The 17,683-nt window shown below is 52.5% G+C and carries 15 protein-coding genes; 3 read left to right on the top strand and 12 right to left on the bottom strand.

Annotated features, from left to right (window positions below; all coding sequences use genetic code 11):
- Nucleotides 1–129: 129 nt before the first annotated feature.
- The 4 genes from LVW35_RS01395 to LVW35_RS01380 form a co-directional block, all read right to left on the bottom strand.
- Entirely contained in the window at nucleotides 130–696 is a 567-nt protein-coding gene (locus tag LVW35_RS01395; RefSeq protein WP_233893357.1) for a hypothetical protein, read from the bottom strand.
- Nucleotides 668–1,429 carry a hypothetical protein gene (locus LVW35_RS01390; protein ID WP_233893356.1) on the bottom strand — a complete coding sequence of 254 codons (762 nt, stop codon included), beginning with the start codon at nucleotides 1,427–1,429 and terminating at the stop codon, nucleotides 668–670. Before LVW35_RS01390 ends, LVW35_RS01395 begins: the two co-directional genes overlap by 29 nt.
- Before the next feature lie 80 nt (nucleotides 1,430–1,509).
- Nucleotides 1,510–2,169: a hypothetical protein gene (locus LVW35_RS01385; RefSeq protein WP_233893354.1), complete on the bottom strand. Its 660-nt coding sequence runs from the start codon at nucleotides 2,167–2,169 to the stop codon at nucleotides 1,510–1,512.
- Nucleotides 2,170–2,279: 110 nt separating this feature from the next.
- Nucleotides 2,280–5,363, bottom strand: coding sequence for a TrlF family AAA-like ATPase (locus LVW35_RS01380; protein WP_233893353.1), 3,084 nt, complete (start codon nucleotides 5,361–5,363; stop codon nucleotides 2,280–2,282).
- An 834-nt stretch (nucleotides 5,364–6,197) separates the two neighbouring features.
- On the opposite strand from LVW35_RS01380, the gene LVW35_RS01375 reads away from it, so the two are divergent.
- Nucleotides 6,198–6,515: a hypothetical protein gene (locus LVW35_RS01375; RefSeq protein WP_233893351.1), complete on the top strand. Its 318-nt coding sequence runs from the start codon at nucleotides 6,198–6,200 to the stop codon at nucleotides 6,513–6,515.
- A 197-nt stretch (nucleotides 6,516–6,712) separates the two neighbouring features.
- On the opposite strand, the gene LVW35_RS01370 is transcribed toward LVW35_RS01375, so the two are convergent.
- The 4 genes from LVW35_RS01370 to LVW35_RS01355 all read right to left on the bottom strand — a co-directional run bounded on the left by LVW35_RS01370 (nucleotide 6,713) and on the right by LVW35_RS01355 (nucleotide 10,204).
- Nucleotides 6,713–7,285 carry a TetR/AcrR family transcriptional regulator gene (locus LVW35_RS01370; protein ID WP_233893350.1) on the bottom strand — a complete coding sequence of 191 codons (573 nt, stop codon included), beginning with the start codon at nucleotides 7,283–7,285 and terminating at the stop codon, nucleotides 6,713–6,715.
- 64 nt (nucleotides 7,286–7,349) lie between these two features.
- Nucleotides 7,350–7,841, bottom strand: coding sequence for a DUF302 domain-containing protein (locus LVW35_RS01365; RefSeq protein ID WP_233893349.1), 492 nt, complete (start codon nucleotides 7,839–7,841; stop codon nucleotides 7,350–7,352).
- A 75-nt stretch (nucleotides 7,842–7,916) separates the two neighbouring features.
- Entirely contained in the window at nucleotides 7,917–9,368 is a 1,452-nt protein-coding gene (locus tag LVW35_RS01360) for an amidase family protein (RefSeq protein ID WP_233893348.1), read from the bottom strand.
- Nucleotides 9,369–9,712: 344 nt separating this feature from the next.
- Nucleotides 9,713–10,204, bottom strand: a complete 492-nt coding sequence (locus LVW35_RS01355) for a hypothetical protein (protein WP_233893347.1) — start codon at nucleotides 10,202–10,204, stop codon at nucleotides 9,713–9,715.
- A gap of 122 nt (nucleotides 10,205–10,326) precedes the next feature.
- On the opposite strand from LVW35_RS01355, the gene LVW35_RS01350 reads away from it, so the two are divergent.
- On the top strand, nucleotides 10,327–11,214 hold the full coding sequence (locus LVW35_RS01350; RefSeq protein WP_233893346.1) for an AraC family transcriptional regulator: 888 nt from the start codon (nucleotides 10,327–10,329) through the stop codon (nucleotides 11,212–11,214).
- Between the two features lie 15 nt (nucleotides 11,215–11,229).
- On the opposite strand, the gene LVW35_RS01345 is transcribed toward LVW35_RS01350, so the two are convergent.
- Together LVW35_RS01345 and LVW35_RS01340 are read right to left on the bottom strand one after the other, a co-directional pair.
- On the bottom strand, nucleotides 11,230–11,931 hold the full coding sequence (locus LVW35_RS01345) for an SDR family NAD(P)-dependent oxidoreductase (RefSeq protein ID WP_233893344.1): 702 nt from the start codon (nucleotides 11,929–11,931) through the stop codon (nucleotides 11,230–11,232).
- A gap of 205 nt (nucleotides 11,932–12,136) precedes the next feature.
- Nucleotides 12,137–13,453 (bottom strand): OprD family porin, encoded by a 1,317-nt coding sequence (locus tag LVW35_RS01340; protein ID WP_233893342.1) that lies wholly within the window; start codon nucleotides 13,451–13,453, stop codon nucleotides 12,137–12,139.
- A 412-nt stretch (nucleotides 13,454–13,865) separates the two neighbouring features.
- On the opposite strand from LVW35_RS01340, the gene LVW35_RS01335 reads away from it, so the two are divergent.
- The gene (locus tag LVW35_RS01335; RefSeq protein ID WP_233893340.1) at nucleotides 13,866–15,953 is read left to right on the top strand and encodes a TonB-dependent receptor; all 2,088 of its coding nucleotides are present in this window, start codon (nucleotides 13,866–13,868) and stop codon (nucleotides 15,951–15,953) included.
- Between the two features lie 75 nt (nucleotides 15,954–16,028).
- On the opposite strand, the gene LVW35_RS01330 is transcribed toward LVW35_RS01335, so the two are convergent.
- Together LVW35_RS01330 and aguA are read right to left on the bottom strand one after the other, a co-directional pair.
- Nucleotides 16,029–16,244, bottom strand: coding sequence for a hypothetical protein (locus LVW35_RS01330; RefSeq protein WP_233893339.1), 216 nt, complete (start codon nucleotides 16,242–16,244; stop codon nucleotides 16,029–16,031).
- A 234-nt stretch (nucleotides 16,245–16,478) separates the two neighbouring features.
- Entirely contained in the window at nucleotides 16,479–17,585 is a 1,107-nt protein-coding gene (gene aguA / locus LVW35_RS01325; RefSeq protein WP_233893338.1) for an agmatine deiminase, read from the bottom strand.
- Between the last annotated feature and the right edge of the window lie 98 nt (nucleotides 17,586–17,683).

The following is a 17,683-nucleotide window of genomic DNA, read 5'->3' as shown; positions in this document are numbered from 1 at the left end:
GAGTATTGCGGTGGCGATAAAACATACCAGAAACAAACTTGACACTGAGTCAATAAATTCCGCAACGCCCGATGACGCCACTAACTAAATATAGTTTTTGCAGACGAGTTTTTAATAAATTGCGATGAGTCATGGTGCGGACGCATTCGCACAAACAGAGTCCATTTTTCGCTTGAAGGCTTCCCATACGGAAGAGTTCCAATCCTCAGTTTTCAATCGAGCACAGTAGTCGCTAAGTGCTTTCCGCAGCCTTCCTTCAAACTGGGTCGCGTTAATTACTTTTCCCTCAATCAAGGGGCCCTTCCTAACAATACGCCAACCACCCGTTGTCTCTGCTTGGTGGAGAATGCCGCATCGAACGTGGACATAAAAGTCATTGGCAACAGCCCGAAAGGACGAGAACTGTTGATGACAATCAAAAAAATCATGAAACATACGCCTCGACAATTGGTTTGAGTCTTTACGCCCCTGCGCAAAACACTCTAGCGCTTCGATCATTAAGCAAGATATTGCCATGATAGAAAAACCGTTCTTACTATTGCACCCCACTGTCACTGGATCTAGATATCTCTCCAAAAATCTTTGCTCAATAAAATCAGCTATTGCAACTCTATCTTGAGCAGCCACCATATCCATATATTGGGAAATAGTGCATTTGCTAGAAAGCTTAATGCCTTCCAATGGTCCAGAGATCATCGAGTACTCCGCAAATTTCAGAAGCATGACTTACTGTCATTGCGTCATGAATAAATTGAAATTTCGAAACCAGCACGACACAAGGCAGTGCATACTCATCATATAAAGAAAGTTTAACTAGGCAATCCCATCCAAAATCAATAAAGACGGGACATGAAGAATCGAGCCATGTTCTTCTCGGACGAACCCAGTCGTACTGATGGTGGCCTCGAAACTCTAGCTTAACATCGCGTTCTATTTCATTGAAAAAATGCATTATGCCGCTATTTAAAGTTTTCTTATTAGCCTCTGGAGTGCATTCAAGAGCCTCTGTTAGTTTGAAAAAAATTCCTCTAGCTGCTCCCTGCATAGGTCGAGATGCTTTAATCCATACGATATCATCAGCAAGTTTTGAGTTTGGACTAGGTAACATGTGATAGATATCGAAGTTTCGCTTAAAATCTCTGCCGTCGATTACCCACACCATATTTTTATAGAACTGCTCGCGAGATATCCTTTCTGCATCGCTCATTGGAGAATGCTGGATCTCCACAACGATTCCTTTGGGAGTTTTTATATCAGCTCTATGGATCTCACCATCCGGAGCTTGATGGCGTACCTCTGCCCAATTGGCGGGGAACTGAGACTTCCAATCACGATGCCAGATCGTTTCACTCTCCCACCATGCATCGCAATTTCTTCGCCCAAAATGGGACCAGTGGTGAAGTATGCGTGGGCCACATTTGGCAATCATCACCGATCCACAGATAGGGCAATTTCCCCTACCCCCCCGAAACGGCTCAAGTCGCTGCCCCCCGACAACTGCGTACTGCATTATATTTCCGGATGATCCGTATATGAAAACTCAGGCGAATAGGGCTTTTCGTCTTGATTGGCAGACTTTATTAACAGAATCTCTTGTGGAAGGTTCATTCCATCGAAAGCCTTTTCATAGGGCCTAATATTTAGTGGCCTTCCACGAAGGCACTCACAGATATCTTTGATTACAAACTCAATGGAAGTGGAAAAAGCTAACATAGACTCCAACTCCCGATCACTCCAAGGAAAATTATTGTTCCGATTATTCACGTGATGAACAGCATTTTTATGTTCTACACACGCCGACCCGTAGTCAGAGTAACCACCAGGCTGCTGCTCAAAATGACTATCGCAATAAAACATTTCCCAGATAGCGAAATCTCGACTGCATTGTGACTGCCGCTTAACTTGAGTATCGAAATGCGAGACTCCAGCGGATTTCTGAATATAATCCCACGGACCTCTTTCTATTTGTACCCCGGGCCATTTAGCTTCAAAAATACCAACCTTATAGCTCGATCCGTTATCAATAATAATGCAACCATCAGCACCGAATCTTCTTTCAATTCTTGGAGCTAACCGATAAGCGACTGCCTTCAGACCAACTACGTTTCGAGAGTTAATTTCTCGACGAAAATTAGCCAAAAAATTTGAAGTATAGTCATTTTCATCCACTATGTAACCATTGATGAGATCCGACCTGGCTAGTCGATCAGCCCAATGAGCGCATGCCATCAAAACTTCAGTATGATATGGATTTACAAGCATTCCCTTGCCTCTAGGCATTAATGGTATTTGATTCTTCGATTACTGAATGCAGGCATCGTGCCTTCAAGCACATTCACTACCTGTTGATTAATTAATGGGTTTTCGATCGAGCCCGCATGATATGAAATTTTTGATTTATTCTTTCGTTCAAAAACCGACCAAATAACTTGCTCTGCATCGCAAACCACTGCCAAATTTGGGTTATGCGTTACCATGATTATTTGGCGCCTCTTCTTGGCCTCAGTTAAGACTGGAACTAGCAGGCTTACCACGGTTTCGTTGTCCAGATTTTCCTCTGGCTGATCAAGAATAATAGGCGTTCGTCCTTTATCGACAAGGAGATAGAAAATTAGAAGTAGCGCCCCTCTCTGACCGGGAGAGAGTTGCTCAATCTGAGCATCTTGAAAAAGTAGAGAGTATTTGGGTTCCAAGAAGCTTAACCCAAACAAGAAATCGTAAACCTGATTCGCCACAATCTCTTTGCGCAACATGGAGCTTGCGCCAAGGCTCTTACTATTGGATGCCGCTTCAATTTTTGAATTCAAATCTCGAACAAAATCTAATGCCTGCGATTTCTGATTAAGGTCGAACTGCTCGGCGAGGCGTCGCACCACATTGAAACTTTCGTCCTCTCCTCGAAATTCACCAGCGTTTTGCTTTATGAGGTTGAATAAAGACGCCGCAATTGAGTCTGCCGAAGCCCCAAGCGTTGCTTGGAACTGGAGCTTATATTCTTCTCTTATGAGACTATTACTTTTGATCAACTCTTGAACTGGTGCAAATAAAGTCTCACGCGCTTTACGCTGGGAGTCGAGAACCTCATATATCTGCTCGGCCATCTCTTCGCGCCGAGCCTTACATTCTTTAAGTCGTTGAGGTAGGAGTTCAATTTGAGCAACCCTGGTCTGAAGCCCAGTTCGCGATTCTGGCTCTACTGGCGTACCAATAAGCTCATCAAATTTTTCATTCCACTGCTGCAAAGCCTGCAAGCTTTGCTGGTGAAGCAGCTGGGGCTCAGCCAGCTTAGCTTCCAATTCTGACTGCCTAGTTTGTATTTTCTGTTTCTCGGCCTCGACATCGGCAACCCTTTGAGAACACTCGAGTTGCTTGTCCGGTGATGAGGTGATGACCTCACTTAGCTTGCCAAAATTAAATTCAATCTTTACCAAATCCGCATGATCAACTCCTAAAGACTCAAAGTCAGATTGGGAGTCAGCAATGAATTGTTTGTAATTTTTGTCTAACAACAGCATGCGACCACGTACATTCAGGGCAGCCTTCAATTTGCTAGCGAGACTAACTTCTTCACTGACGATTCTTTCAATCGCCTCTGCCTTCTCCTTCAGAGCCGCAGCTATAGAATCTAGCTCTTGAGACGCAGCATTTTGCTCAGGCGTTAGTTGAGTGTCGGGCAGCGGCAAAACTTCAGGCTTTAATTTCTCATGCTCTTCAATTTCCTTATTTTTTTGAATAAGTAATTCAGTCACTTCTTTTTTTACTTCAGGCCTAACCTGATCTTCAATGTGTGCAATTTCTTCATTAAGTTTTCTAAGATCATTACGGTAATCACCAAGACGATCTCGGTACTCTCCTTCCTGCTGCTCAATCAATTGATTGAAATCAAGTGCTCCCAGTCGGACCGACTCACTTGCGTGAGAAAAGATGACTGCTCGTAGCTCATTTTCGAAAGAGTCGGATTTCCCACTGATATGTGCGTTACAAAGCTCTTCGAAATGCCCCTGAGGAATGTAGCGAACCAACTCGACCTTTGACTCAGGCGGATCATCATTCAAGTTACGGCTTTCAGACGCACCGCTAACCCATGTAAGCCTGCCCTCAAAGTTCTTCGCTGGGTCACCGGATTTTCCTCTGAATCTATCTTTCTTTAAAAAAGAAAAATGAGCTTTCTGCTTAGAGTTACCCAGCAAGGCCAAAATGTCTGCCAAAGCACTTTTTCCACTACCTTTGTTACCGATAATTGCAACCAAGTCTTGACTCAGAGGAAGTTCCGTCTCAGCCAGCCAATCCCCAGAGGTAGCCCCCCCCCCCCCAATCTTACTAACCTCTACCTTATCAATGAAGAAAGTTTTATTCCTTTCAACTTCATCTACTTTTGGTGGCTTGGCGCCAATAAATGATCGCTTAGCCGGTTCTCTGATGGCCTGCTGCAAGCCTAGAAACGTAGGATCAGCCTTTATCCAAGTAATCTTCCCAGACGGGAAATCTCCGTAGCCTCTTTTGTCTGGATCGCCAGGGGTGCCCACAAGCCTATGCGCATCGCTGCCAGCCACAACTAATCTGGGTAAATCTTTCAAAGATCGCTGAACACTATCAATGAATCGCTCATTTTCAGAGGTTCTAACCCCGACCAATGCATCACGCATTGTCAGATTTCGAGACTCGAATATAGGGGAGTTTTTCGCTAACCCAATAAAGAAGGCGTAGTGCTCAACCCAATCCACCTCAGCGAGTCCATCGTGAGTGTCATAAGGCATGAAGCCAATTGCCATTCCTTCTGGAACTGCTGCAATTGCTTCCTTGTAGCTATCGCAATTAATTTCCGCAATAGTGCTGCCAGCCTTTAATGCAGTAGCATCAGCCGAGTCGACATCAGACTTTAAAAATCCATGGGCCTTTAACTTCTCAGCAGTGACAATTCCTGCAAGACTGCGTAGTGCCGTATCCGACAAAGGTCTGTTGACCAATTCAACGGTTAGCGCAGCCTTGAAGTCATTCAGCGTTTGGTTATCGATTTTGTCCGAAAAGACCACGTGCGCATTTAGCCGCCCCTTCATAGGGGACATTAGCCGTAGTTCAATTCCAGGAAATACTGTCTTCTCCAACTTAGGAGCATTTGGTTCACTTAGTCTTCTCTTAAGGGCGAACCATCCATCGAATGTCCAGTAATCCATCAAAGCAAACACAGCAGGCTCTGCTTCATTGAGAGCCTTGATCATTTCGTCTACCAGTGCACGGTTTTCCGCTGAGTCCGGATTTTTTGCATCAAATCGTTGGCCTTGCCAGTGGAATGATGCCGGCGTGTGAATATGAAGATCCCACTGGCGCCACTCTGAGCCGCGCTCATAGCTCGCTGCGTCCATGCTCCTTTCCCCCACTGGTCAACGGCAAAAATTAGACGAGTGGCTTTTTACCACCTTTGCGCTAAGTCTTAGCAAGAAGGGGGTTAAAAAACAATCATTCCTTAGACGAGCTATCTTCTGCTCGATGGCCTGCGTTGAGTCAACCGAGACCTAGCTTGCCGCCCTAAGCTTATGTGCGAAAGGTGGTAAGCGTCTGCGTCTAGCCGTCTGCTGTCTGTCGCCACGACAGCTTTTGGCGAACTCCTGCCTATTCTCTACGGAGGTGATGGTCGACAACGTTCGAATTCAGTAGGTTTACTATTCCATGGTGACATCTCAAGAGTCCCGGATTCGATTCCACAGAAATCCATAACTAGCTGATTTATTTATAGTTACTAGTTGGGGTACGCCAAATTTTCCACCGACTTCCAGACCCGCAGAAAACCTAGCCTCCCCGAAACATACCGTTCGTCTGGTGCCGCACCACATTAGGCTCCATTGCATTCCACCGAATGCTCTGGAAGCCCCGAAAACCCGCCCTTTGGCGGTTTTTTTCGTTCCAGGACCCTCTGGCGGGATCCAATAAAAAAATCCCCCTTCCCCGAGGGTATGTTAGGGGTACCGAGATTTCCCGGTCAGAAGCGTGTACCCCTACGATCCCCCTCAGCTACCTGCAATGCCACGCGCCTACAAACTGTTCGACGGTGGCGGCATGTACCTTTTCCCTGGCGCTTGAAGTACATCAAGCCCAGCGGCAAGGAAGGCACGCTCATTATCGGCAATTACCCCATCGTTACTAACTCGACCGACGCCTAGATCGGGAGGCCCGAGTACAAATCAGCTATAAGCTGGGACATGGCCGTATCGTCGTGGTGGCGGCTTACATTGGTGGTCGAACATAAGAATGGCTTCGATATGGACCTGTTCCTGGCAGGCGTCCTGACGGGGTCGCATACCACCCGCCAGCGCCACCTTCGTCAGGCAAAAGCTATCCAGACAGCGGTCGCTGAACGCTGGCAACGCGACAATCCATGGGTTTGGCAGAGAAAACACCTTGCGTGGTTTTTGAATCACCACCTAAACCAGCACACTCAATCGACGCACGATTTCTATTTGCTAACCATGCAATTACTCACTCATCGTCTAGGAAAACCATGGCAGTTCAACCGCTAGACGAAGGTCAGAAAACGGCCATGGCGGACATTGGCCCTTTCACGTGAGAACGAATACGAAATCATGCCCTGGCATCTAGCGCTAAGGTTTCGAGGCATAGGTGGAAAACCGCGATACAAGCCCGTGCATGTCGACTGCTCGTGACACCAGACCTCAAGCATGCAAGGCTGGGCAACAGGTGAAATGGTCGTGCGTGCTTATCCAGCTTCGACCAATATCAGTGCTGCTTGGACCCCACCCTCTAAAATTTCTTCAGCCAGCAGTGGATCAGCAACTGCTCTGGCAATCTGAAGGGTGCCGGCCATAAGACTGAAAACCGCTATGGCTCGTTTTAGATTGTCTTCAGATTTCGGATTTGAGAATAACTCTGAAAGGCTTCGAACATACGCAACCAGGCCTTCCTCATAGGCTTCCCTTGTCAGATATGGCTGGCGACCTAATTCAGGTAGTAAAGCTGCAGAAGGACATCCGTCTTCGTATCCCTTCAGGTGTGATGTGTTCAGGTATCGCCGAATAGCATCTTCAATACCAATCGATCCGGCAGCAGCATCCAAATTTCTGAGCTGCTCAGCCAATGCGTGAGTAAGTGCTTCCCGGACCAAAGTATCCTTAGAGTCAAAATGTGGATAAAAGGCACCTTTCGTCAACCCCGATTCGGCCATGATGCCGGCCAAACCAGATGCAGAAATCCCATCTTTGCGAAAGCGCCTAGACGCAATATCAATGATGCGTTTCCGCGTGTTTTCTTTATGGCCTTTATCAAAGCGCATCTTAATCTACCTATCATCGGATACCTGGAACCGGGCAGCACACCCATTTCCGCGTTCGTTCTGTTTACGATACTGCGGCTACCAGTGCCGCTTGCAAGTCCTCATCAAGTTTACGCGCAACCGCGTCGACCTGGTTATTGCCGAATTGGCCAAAAACGGAGAGCGGGCGGTCGTACTCGAAGGCGGCGACTCCATTTGCGTCTTCGCGTAAAAGCACGCGAATGGGAGCATACAAAGACGCGGAGATATGATGCCGCGACATTTTGGAGGCCGTGAGTGGATTTCCAATGTCGTATTGAATCGCGTGACGCTGGAGCCCGGCGATTCCCAGCAACGCGCCATGATCTCTGAATCCAAAGATGGACAACGCTGGTAGAGCTTCAAGCTCTTTCAAAGCGCGGATGGTCTCTCCATACCGTAGTAGCGTGAATATGCCGTCGTCGATCCGAGGGATCAACTGTTCAAGTTTGGTCTTGACGACGGCGAATGAGTTGCTCGATTGAATCGTGACATGCTCGACGGCAATCGTTTTCGTGAAGGAAGTTTGATTTTCCATTTTTACCGATCCTATAGAGAGATACAGCTACCTTGATCCGTTACGCCTGATCATTCGAATACGGTTGCAGGAAAATCAGACCGGTGAGGTCAACGCGCCAACGACCGCTTCGACTCGACGTGCAACATGAAGCAGGGATCGATCTCGACCAAATTGGCCGTCGATTTCAAGACCAATAGGCAGGCCGTCTTTGGACACGCCAATTGGAAGGCTGATGCCTGGGATACCTGCAGCGCTCGCGGGAATGGTGTGATTAGCCAGCACTAGATAACTGACTTCCTGACCAGAGATGAAGAACTGTTCTTGATGGTCGATCAATGGCGCTGTGCACGGGGTTGTTGGAAAGATCAGGCCCTCCGCCCCACTGCTCAGAAACGCTTGATCGAAACGGCGCTTGATTTCTAAGCGCTCAACCAAGGCGGCGTCATAAGCCTGCGCAGGAAGAAACCCTGGTCCATTTTTAAGAACAAGTTGCCCCCACACTTCCTTCAGACCAGGTTTCAGTCCCGAGTGAATCTCGTCAAAGGTAGCCGGGATGTTGTTTTGACGCAGGAATCCTGTGACCGCCTCTTGGGTCTCTCGGAAGAAAATATTCCAGGTCGATGTCAGTGCAAGTGAGGAAAAGTCATTCCCTAGATCGACTTCAACCACGTCAGCGCCGGCATCGCGCAGCCGCCGAACAGTTTCTTTGAATTGAGCCTCGACGTCTGGGGCTATGAGCTCAAAATACTGTCGAGGCGCAAATGCAAATTTCACCCCTACCAAATTAGGCTGGTCAAACTGGCCCGGCACCTCGCCCTTGACGATAACCTCGTCGATGAGAATGCAGTCCTCTACGTTACGGGCAAACAGGCCTGTAGTGTCGAGGGTATGGGAGATAGGCGCTACGCCATCACGGGGCCAACGACCTGTAGTCGGCTTGAAACCGACTACACCGCATAGTGACGCGGGCACTCGAATCGAACCAACCGTATCGCCGCCCAAGGCCGCTGGCACAAGACGTGCGGCGACTGATGCACCTGCTCCGCTGGAAGAACCACCCGATACATGAATCTTGCTATGGGGGTTCTTGACTTGACCAAACGGGCCGTTGTTACCGGTTAAACCGAAAGACATTTCCACAAGGTTATTCTTGCCAAAGACAATGCCGCCAGCGTCTTTCATGGTTTTCACAATGTCGGCATCTTGCTCTGGCACAAACTTTTCGAGCGTAGATACACCAAGGGTCGTTCGCAGGCCTCGGGTCAGATAGCTGTCTTTGATCGCAATTGGAACGCCGAGCAGAGGCGCCGAAACACCTCGTGCACGCCCTTTATCCGCGGTCCTTGCGGACTCAAGCACAGCCTCCCTGTCTATCGTAATGAAGGACTGTAAGTCGCAATGGTCTTGAGCTCTCTGAAGTAGAGCGCTTGAATACTTCTCAGATGAAATTTCACCTTTGCGAATGGCCTTAGCCGCGGCCGCGACGCCGAGTGCAGCTAAGCCCTCAGCATCATCACTTTTCTGAATTTCAGATATTTTCTGCATGACGAATCCTCACGTGAATGGATCAATCGAAACCGTCCTGGCTTTCAAGCGAAGGCGGAATTGAATTACAGGTGTAATTTCACATTACGATCGTAATTCAAGGAAAGATGCCTGACAAGCTCGGATCAAGGACGCCGCCTAGGGTCCAATTCACCGTGAGAAGAAGGTTTAGCCTTGGTGCAAAAAGTGAGGTACAGATCAAGCTGTGGATCTGTCGAATGCGTCCGAGGTTGAAAAAGACAAATGCTGAGTGCATCAGCGCCATTTACAACGGTTCTGCGATTGTAGGCCGGGCTTTTATCGGCCTCTTGAACGTAGATATTCAACGCAAACATTGCCTGGTGTCAGCAAGCGATTCCGAGACGTGCTTTTCTGCGTAAGTGGATCATTTGCGCGGTCACGCCGATAACCAGCGCCACCGCGATACTCGCCTGCGCGCCAAGGAGCAGGGGCGATTGCAGGTCGGTGACAAAGGGGTGTCCATCGGGCACGCGACGCAACGTCTCGGACACGGTGGGCACCATTAAAAAGAATGCCGTCAGGCTCAGGAAGATCGTTTCAAGGTAAATACGCGCCCGTCCCAGCCAAGCCAAGTGCCCTACTCCATAACCCGCTAACAGCAGCGCAAGGGTGATGACGCCGATGATGTTGCTGACGGGTTGGTGTGCGACCAGAAACACGGTGAAGCCGCCGATCAACATCGACACGAGATAGAGCATCCCCGGCCTCGAACGAGGCACGATGCGTCCGTGTTTGACAAACATGTAAGCGGCCAGGGGAATGGCCGGCAAGCTGCCAAGGGTGTGCAGCCAGCCAAGGGCGGAGATTCCGAACATTTCAGTGTTCCCATGTGATTGGATGAAGTGCATAAGCAGCCAACGCTGAAAACGCTCATCTCGATGGCATCAGCGCGCTATGATCTCGGGGCTCAGCTTAATTAAGGCGTGATTGAACCAACATGATGAATCCCCTGGAAAACTTGATCATTCATCCGGAAATGCAGCTGGAGGGACTGGCCAAAGGTGATCTGTTGTCTCAAGTGCTGGCGCAAATCCGTCTGACGGGTGATCGCGTTTACTCCTGCACGGTGACGGACGCAGAGTGCCTCGAACTTGACGAAAGGAGCGCCCACATTTGTGTACTTCAACAAGGCCAATTACGTCTGAAAGTTGCCGATCAACCGCCGGAAACACTGAGCCAGGGCGATGTCCTCCTGCTGCCTCACGGCTCTGAAGAGATCAGCATGACGGCAGTGAATGGGCCCGCAGCCGTGGTCCTCTGCCGGTTTTGGTTCGACGCTAACAGTTTCCAGGCAATGCTGTTTGCGCTGCCTCGGCTGATCCACATCCAACAAGCCGACGCCGCCGCCTGGTCGGACGGTATCCTGCATTTCATGCTGCTCGAAGCCCATGACACACAGCCGGGTGGGGCGTTGATGATTTCGCGCCTCATCGATCTTGTGGTGATCCGCATCCTGCGCACCTGGGTGCATCAGGGCGTTGCTTGTGGATGGTTGAGCGGGCTGTCGGACCCACGTATTGCCCGAGCGCTGAAAGCCATTCATGAAACGCCTGGCAAGCAGTGGCGCATCGACAATCTGGCGGAAATTGCCGGGATGTCGCGCTCGAATTTCTGCGAACGATTCAGCTCATTGGTCGGGCGTTCGCCGTTGCGCTATCAGAACGAATGGCGGCTGAGCCTGGCGAAAACCATGCTGTCCAGACAAGACGGCCGCATCGGCGAAATTGGCTTTGCGATTGGCTATGAATCCGAGGCGGCGTTCAGCCGCGCCTACAAAGCCTTTTTTGGGCGCTCGCCACGGGAGGACAATGCCCGGCCGGGTTAGGCCGGGCCGTGTGTATCAATGACCCGCGCTTTGCCCGCCGTCTACATGAAGAATCTCGCCAGTCACAAACCCGGCGCGCTCCAGGTAGACGATCGCCTGGGCGATGTCACTCACCTCGCCCATATGCCCGACCGGATGCAAATGCCCGAGCGCCGCGTGGGTTTCTTCGCCGTGCATCGGCGTCTTGATGATCCCCGGGCTCACCGCGTTCACTCGGATGCCACGCTTGGCGTACTCGATCGCCAGGGATTTGGTAGCTGAATTCAACCCACCCTTGGTGAGGTTGGCGAGTACCGACGGCACGCCATCGATGGCGTGGTCAGCCAGGCTGGTGGTGACGCTGACGATGTGGCCGGCGTTGTTTTTTTCCATCTCGGCAATGGCGAGCTGGGTAATGTAAAAGAAGCCGTTGAGGTTCACCGCGAGGACATTGGCGTAGTCCTCCTGGGTGTAGGCCGTGAACGGTTTGGCGATGAAAATACCGGCGTTGTTGATCAGGCTGTCGATGCGCCCGAAAGTGGCCAGGGTTTTGCGGACAACGCGCTGAGCGGTGGCTGGGTCGGCGATGTCGCCGGCGACAGTGAGAATGTCCGGATCGGTGGACGGTTGGATCGAACGCGAGGTAGCAACTACACGGTAGTCGAGGGCACGGTAGGCTTGGACGGCGGCAGCGCCAATACCTTGGGATGCGCCGGTAATGATGACGACTTTTTTCATGGTGATTCCTCCAGAGGCCAGTCATCGGGGTGATGGGCTGGCAGTGAGGCCAATTTATGCTTGCGCTATGGAGGGATAAAGGTGGGTCGACGTACTTCATTAGTACCTCGATGTAATAAGCTGTCAGTGGGATAGCAGGCATAAAAAAAACCCGAACCAGTCGGGTTTTTTTTATGCCTGTGAATCAGGCGCGACGTCGGATCAATCAGAAAACGTTGATCGGGTAGTCGGCGAACAGACGGATTTCGTTACCGCCTACGTTGTAGTTGCTGGCGTTGTTGGAAACGCGCAACCAGGACGCACGGGCACGCAGGCTCAGGTCTTTGGCTGGACCGCTCTGGACCACATACTTGAACTGGTTCCAGATTTCACGCTCGGTGCCGTCGCCGCGATTGGTACCGTCGTCGATGTTGGTACCGCGCACGTAGGCAACATTGTAGGTCAGGCCCGGTACGCCGAAGGTAGCGAAATCGATGCCGTAGCCCAGTTGCCACGAACGCTCGTCCTTGCCGTTGAAGTCGGACCAGTAGGAGTTGGCCAGCAGGATGGTGTTACCACCGTCACCGATGCCGCCAGCGTTGCGGTAGCCGCCGTACAGGTAGCCGGTGTCGCCGGTGCTGCGCTGGTGAGCGACGGTGAAGCTGTGCGGTCCAACCGCCCACGTGGCGCCCAAGCTCCAGATCTTGTTGTCACGAGCGTCTTCATTGCCTTGGTTTTCCAGGGCGAAGCTCTTGTCCAGCTTGGTTTTGTAGCCGTTGAAGTCAAAGGTCAGCGACTGCTTCTCTGGCAGGGCCAGCACGTAGTTGACGTTGACGTATTGCTTCTTCAGCACGTCCTGCATGTCGGAGGCGTAAAGCGCGGCCGACAGGCTTTCGGTGAATTTGTAGCTACCACCGATGTAGTCGATGCTTTTCAGGCGACCGCTGTCGGTGCCTTCCATGCTCTTGCGGGCTTCTTTGGTGAAATGACCCGCGTCCAGTTGCAGACCGGCGATCTCTTTGGAAACGATCGAGGTACCGGTGTAGGTTTCCGACAACAGACGGGAGTTGTCGTACTGCAGCACAGGCACGGCCGGGAACTGATCACCGTACTTGAGCACGGTGTTGGAAACGCGAAACTTCACGGCAGCGCCGCCCTTGGCCAGGTCGTGTGGTGCCGAGCCCGGGTTGTTCGAGCCGTCAGGGTTGGTGGTGCCATTGCCCTGCTTGAAAAAGTCGATACCGCCAGCGCCGGCGCGGCCTTTACCGCCGTCCAGGCGAATGGCGTATTGGCCGATCACGTCCACACCCACACCAACGGTGCCTTGGGTAAAACCGGACTCGAGCTTGCCGATGAAGCCCTGGCCCCATTCGGCTTTGTCTTGCTTGCCGTTCTTGTAGTCACGGCTGATGTAGGCGTTACGTGCGGCAATGTTCAGGTGGCTGTCTTCGATAAAACCCTTGGACTGGTTCTGGTCGTTTGCCATTGCTGTCGATGCGCTCAAAATCCCCAGAGCGATCAGACTCATCCGTTGCTTCAACATTTTCTTGTATTCCTTATTCCTGGTTGAGTACGCGCTGTGACACCAGGCTCCATGTCGCTTTTCTGGTGTCGACTGATTCCGGAAAAAAGAAGGCCCGCGGACGACTTAACAGGCCGCGGGCCTTTTTTATTGGATGAGTCATGGCGGTTAGCCACAGGCGTTGGGCGCAATCCTAGTCGCGCCCGGAACTATGTGTCAATTTCGCGAATCGTCTGTATTTAGGCGAAATAATTCTAAAGAAGCGCCTACAGCCGTTCTGAAAGCGACAAAAAACCGCAGCAAAACATGCAGAAAACACATCTAGTAACATATTTCAAACCCGATAATTTTGGGAATGGATAACTTACGCAAATGCAAAGCATTACCATTAACGCGCTGTTTTTCTTCTCTGACATTTCGGATACATGCCTCCATGCCTGCCCCTCGCCTGACGCCCATCACCCTTGGGTTTTCCGTTCTGCTGTCTGCCGGTTTTGCCTGTGCGGCCACTACCTTGCCCGAAACGTCGATCCGCGCCGAAGCTGATGAAGACGACCCTCGCGTCAAGGAAACCAGCACCGCCACCCGCACCGCCACACCCGTACGTTATGTGCCCCAGGCCATCGACTCCGTAAAGACCGAAAGCCTGCGTTCCTACGGCACCAATGATCTCGGCCAGGCATTGAGCGGCACCCCGAACGTCAGCAGCGGCGCCGACACGCGTTTCGACAGTTTGCGCATTCGGGGTTTCGACGCGAGCAATGACTTTTATCTGGATGGCATTCGCGACGACAGCCAATACGTGCGCGACCTGCACAACATTGAGCGCATCGAAGTGCTCAAGGGTCCGGCAGCGGTACTTTACGGGCGAGGCGGTCAAGGAGGGATTGTCAACCGCGTGAGCAAATTGCCAACGGCCGGTCACACCTCGAGTATCGAAGCCCAGGGCGGCAGCAACGATTTGCGCAGTCTTTACGCCGACCTCAGCACAGACCCCACCGATAACATCAGCCTGCGCCTGAACATGGGCAATCAGGACAACAACAGCTTTCGCGACGGCGTCAGCGGCAGCCGCCAATTGTTCGCACCGTCCATGAGCTGGCAGCTTACGCCGGACCTGAATTGGCTGGTGCAATACGAATACAGCCGCTACAACCGCACACCCGACCGTGGCATCCCCGGGGTCAACGGCCGCCCGGCGGACGTAAGCCGCAGTACCACCTATTTTGATAACCGTGATTACATCGACGACAAAACCCAGTCACTGCGCTCCAGACTGGCTTATGAACTCAACGACAACTGGCAACTGCGCCAGACCCTGGGCGTGTTCAAGCTCGACAGTGATTTCGACAATACGTATCAAACCGCCTACGTGCCTGCGACCAATCGCGTGACGCGCCAGCGATGGCAGCAAGACCTGACCACCCTCAATATCTTCAATAACGTGGAACTGGAAGGCGGCTTCAGCACCTATGGCCTGGAACACCGCCTGCTTACCGGCCTCGAACTGGGCAGCCAGCACCGCGATCCGAAGCTGTACACCGCCAGTGCCGTCTCACAAGGTGGCCGCGCCGTGCCGACCCTGGACCTCAACCAACCCAACCGCAACCTCAGCCACACCGGCCGTATGAGCGCGTCGAGCAACAACCACACCGAAGTCGAAAGCCGCGCCCTTTATGTGCAGGACCAACTGCGCCTGAATGATCAATGGCAAGTCCTGGCCGGCCTGCGTTACGACCGTTTTGAAGTGGACACCAAAAACAAACTGCTCAACACCCAGCAGGACGTCAAAAGCCACAGCACCAGCCCGCGCTTTGGCCTGGTCTGGACGCCTCTGGAACATCATTCGTTCTATGCCTCATGGAGCAAGACGTTTTCTCCAGCAGGCGGCGGCTTGATCGGCATCACTCCAAACGCCGCCGGCAGCGTCAACGACCTGAGCCCCGAGCTGACCAAACAGAAGGAAATCGGGGTCAAGAGCGACTGGCTTGGCGATCGCCTGAGTACCACTCTGGCGGTGTACGAACTTGAACTCTATAACCGCCGCACCAGCGACCCGCTGGACCGCACCATCACCCTGCTCAGCGGCTTGCAGCGTTCACGTGGCGTGGAGCTGACCGCCACCGGCAAGGTCGTGGGCAACTGGTATGTACGCGCAGGCGTTGGCCTGCAGGATGCCAAGGTCGAGAAGGACAATAACGGTTTTGAAGGCAAGCGCGTCAGCGATGTAGCCAAGCGCAATGCCAGCCTGTTCATCACCTGGAAGCCGGAGATGGGCTGGTATGCGGAAACCGGCCTGACGCTGGTGGGCGACCGCTATGCTGACAGCCTCAACACCGTGGTATTGCCGGGTTATGGTCGTTGGGATGCGCTGGCCGGGTTCCGTCAGAAGGAATGGGACGTGAGGGCGGCGCTGAACAATATCGCGGATAAAAACTACTACGCTTCGGCGACCAGTGTTGCGCAGATTCAGCCGGGAGAACCGCGCAGCGTGGTGGTGACCGGTACCTACAACTTCTAGAACTGCACACGATTCAAATGTGGGAGCAAGTCGAGTCGTCGCACCGCCGCTCCCACACTTTTGATCTCGTATTCTTTAGTTCTTCAACAAGTCGCACAACGCGTGCACTTCATCCTCACTGAACAACCCCGCCGGGTAGCGCTCACTCATCACGCTGCGTAAGTCAGGGCGCTGCCTGATCTGTCGCGAGCCGTTTTCCTTCAACCAGAGCGCCAGCGCGGGAATCGCGTCGCCGCTGACCCGCAAGGGGTGCGACGTGCGCGTGTACATCGGGTTGATATCGGCATTCATTTCAGCGCTCTCTCCTACTGCGTGAGCGGCTAACTTACTCAAGGTTTATGACAGAACTGCGCAGTCATCGCCTTGGGCCACTGTGACAACGCCGATACAAGAGCTATGCCAATGTCTCGTGTTCATGGGCCTTTGGCCACAAAAAAGCCCGCGACCTGTCTGGGTCGCGGGCTTGTTGTGGACGCCTGAACCGAACAGCGCCGGTTTGTCGTCATGGCGCTGTTACAACTGCACTCAATTTTTGTGCGGCGCTGGCTGTTGTTGGGTCAGGCAGTGAATATTGCCACCGCCCAGTAACAGTTCGCGCCCCGGCACCATGACCACTTCATGCTGCGGGAACAGGTCCTGCAGGATGGCCTTGGCCTGGCTGTCCAGCGGGTCGTCGAAGCTCGGCGCGATGATGCCACCGTTCACGATCAGGAAGTTGACGTAGGAACCCGCCAACCGCACGGTGGGATTGCGTTCCTGTGTACCGTCAACCGGGTCGACGCCAGCGCATTCTTCCTCGGTGGCAAACAGCGGCCCAGGAATAGGCATTTTATGCACGGTAAACGAGCGCCCCTGGGCGTCAGTGCTGCTTTGCAGCACGTCCATGGCGGCATGGCAGCGCGCGTAGTTCGGGTCTTGCGGATCATCGGTCCAGGCCAGCAGCACTTCACCCGGACGCACGTAGCAGCAGAAGTTATCCACATGGCCGTCGGTTTCGTCGTTGAACAGGCCATCCGGCAACCAGATGATCTTATCCACCGCCAGGTTGGCGCTCAGCACCGCCTCAATCTCGGCACGGTCGAGGTGCGGGTTGCGATTGCGGTTGAGCAGGCATTCTTCGGTGGTGATCAGGGTGCCTTCGCCGTCGACATGGATCGAACCGCCTTCCAGCACGAAGCCTTCGGTGCGATAGCGTGGGGCGCGTTCGATCTCAAGGATCTTGCCGCCAACCTGCGAATCACGGTTCCACGGCGAATACAGGCCGCCGTCAAAGCCGCCCCAGGCGTTGAAGTCCCAGTTCACACCGCGCACTTCGCCGCTGTTATTGATGACGAAAGTCGGCCCAGTGTCACGTACCCAGGCGTCGTCGCTGGACATTTCCACCACGCGGATATTCGGCACATCCAGCCGCGCACGGGCGTTTTCGTACTGGCCGGCGGATACCGCCACGGTCACCGGTTCAAAACGTGCGATAGCCTTGGCCACCACTACGTGTGCGGCCTGCGCTGGCTTGCCCCCCAGGCGCCAGTTGTCCGGGCGCTCGGGCCAGATCATCCAGGTCTGAGTCTGTGGCGCCCATTCGGCCGGCATGTGGAAGCCATCGGCGCGGGGGGTGCTGTGCAGGGTGGTCATGGCGATCAGGACTCCGAATGGGGGTAAAGGCCGACTTTATAACGGATAAAAATCGGCTTTAAAAGCATAAAAATATGATAGAGGATAAATATGACAGA

The sequence above is a fragment of the Pseudomonas sp. HN11 genome (assembly GCF_021390155.1).
Taxonomy (GTDB): Bacteria; Pseudomonadota; Gammaproteobacteria; order Pseudomonadales; family Pseudomonadaceae; genus Aquipseudomonas.
Note: the sequence above shows the minus strand (reverse complement) of the source record. Positions and strands in the feature narration are given on the sequence as shown.

What these genes read in the sequence shown, in the direction of transcription:
- LVW35_RS01395 (WP_233893357.1), bottom strand. Translation starts at nt 696, where the DNA reads ATGATCTCTGGACCATTGGAAGGCATTAAGCTTTCTAGCAAATGCACT.
- LVW35_RS01390 (WP_233893356.1), bottom strand. Translation starts at nt 1,429, where the DNA reads ATGATTGCCAAATGTGGCCCACGCATACTTCACCACTGGTCCCATTTT.
- LVW35_RS01380 (WP_233893353.1), bottom strand. Translation starts at nt 5,363, where the DNA reads ATGGACGCAGCGAGCTATGAGCGCGGCTCAGAGTGGCGCCAGTGGGAT.
- LVW35_RS01375 (WP_233893351.1), top strand. Translation starts at nt 6,198, where the DNA reads ATGGCCGTATCGTCGTGGTGGCGGCTTACATTGGTGGTCGAACATAAG.
- LVW35_RS01370 (WP_233893350.1), bottom strand. Translation starts at nt 7,285, where the DNA reads ATGCGCTTTGATAAAGGCCATAAAGAAAACACGCGGAAACGCATCATT.
- LVW35_RS01365 (WP_233893349.1), bottom strand. Translation starts at nt 7,841, where the DNA reads ATGGAAAATCAAACTTCCTTCACGAAAACGATTGCCGTCGAGCATGTC.
- LVW35_RS01360 (WP_233893348.1), bottom strand. Translation starts at nt 9,368, where the DNA reads ATGCAGAAAATATCTGAAATTCAGAAAAGTGATGATGCTGAGGGCTTA.
- LVW35_RS01355 (WP_233893347.1), bottom strand. Translation starts at nt 10,204, where the DNA reads ATGTTCGGAATCTCCGCCCTTGGCTGGCTGCACACCCTTGGCAGCTTG.
- LVW35_RS01350 (WP_233893346.1), top strand. Translation starts at nt 10,327, where the DNA reads ATGATGAATCCCCTGGAAAACTTGATCATTCATCCGGAAATGCAGCTG.
- LVW35_RS01345 (WP_233893344.1), bottom strand. Translation starts at nt 11,931, where the DNA reads ATGAAAAAAGTCGTCATCATTACCGGCGCATCCCAAGGTATTGGCGCT.
- LVW35_RS01340 (WP_233893342.1), bottom strand. Translation starts at nt 13,453, where the DNA reads ATGTTGAAGCAACGGATGAGTCTGATCGCTCTGGGGATTTTGAGCGCA.
- LVW35_RS01335 (WP_233893340.1), top strand. Translation starts at nt 13,866, where the DNA reads ATGCCTGCCCCTCGCCTGACGCCCATCACCCTTGGGTTTTCCGTTCTG.
- LVW35_RS01330 (WP_233893339.1), bottom strand. Translation starts at nt 16,244, where the DNA reads ATGAATGCCGATATCAACCCGATGTACACGCGCACGTCGCACCCCTTG.
- aguA (WP_233893338.1), bottom strand. Translation starts at nt 17,585, where the DNA reads ATGACCACCCTGCACAGCACCCCCCGCGCCGATGGCTTCCACATGCCG.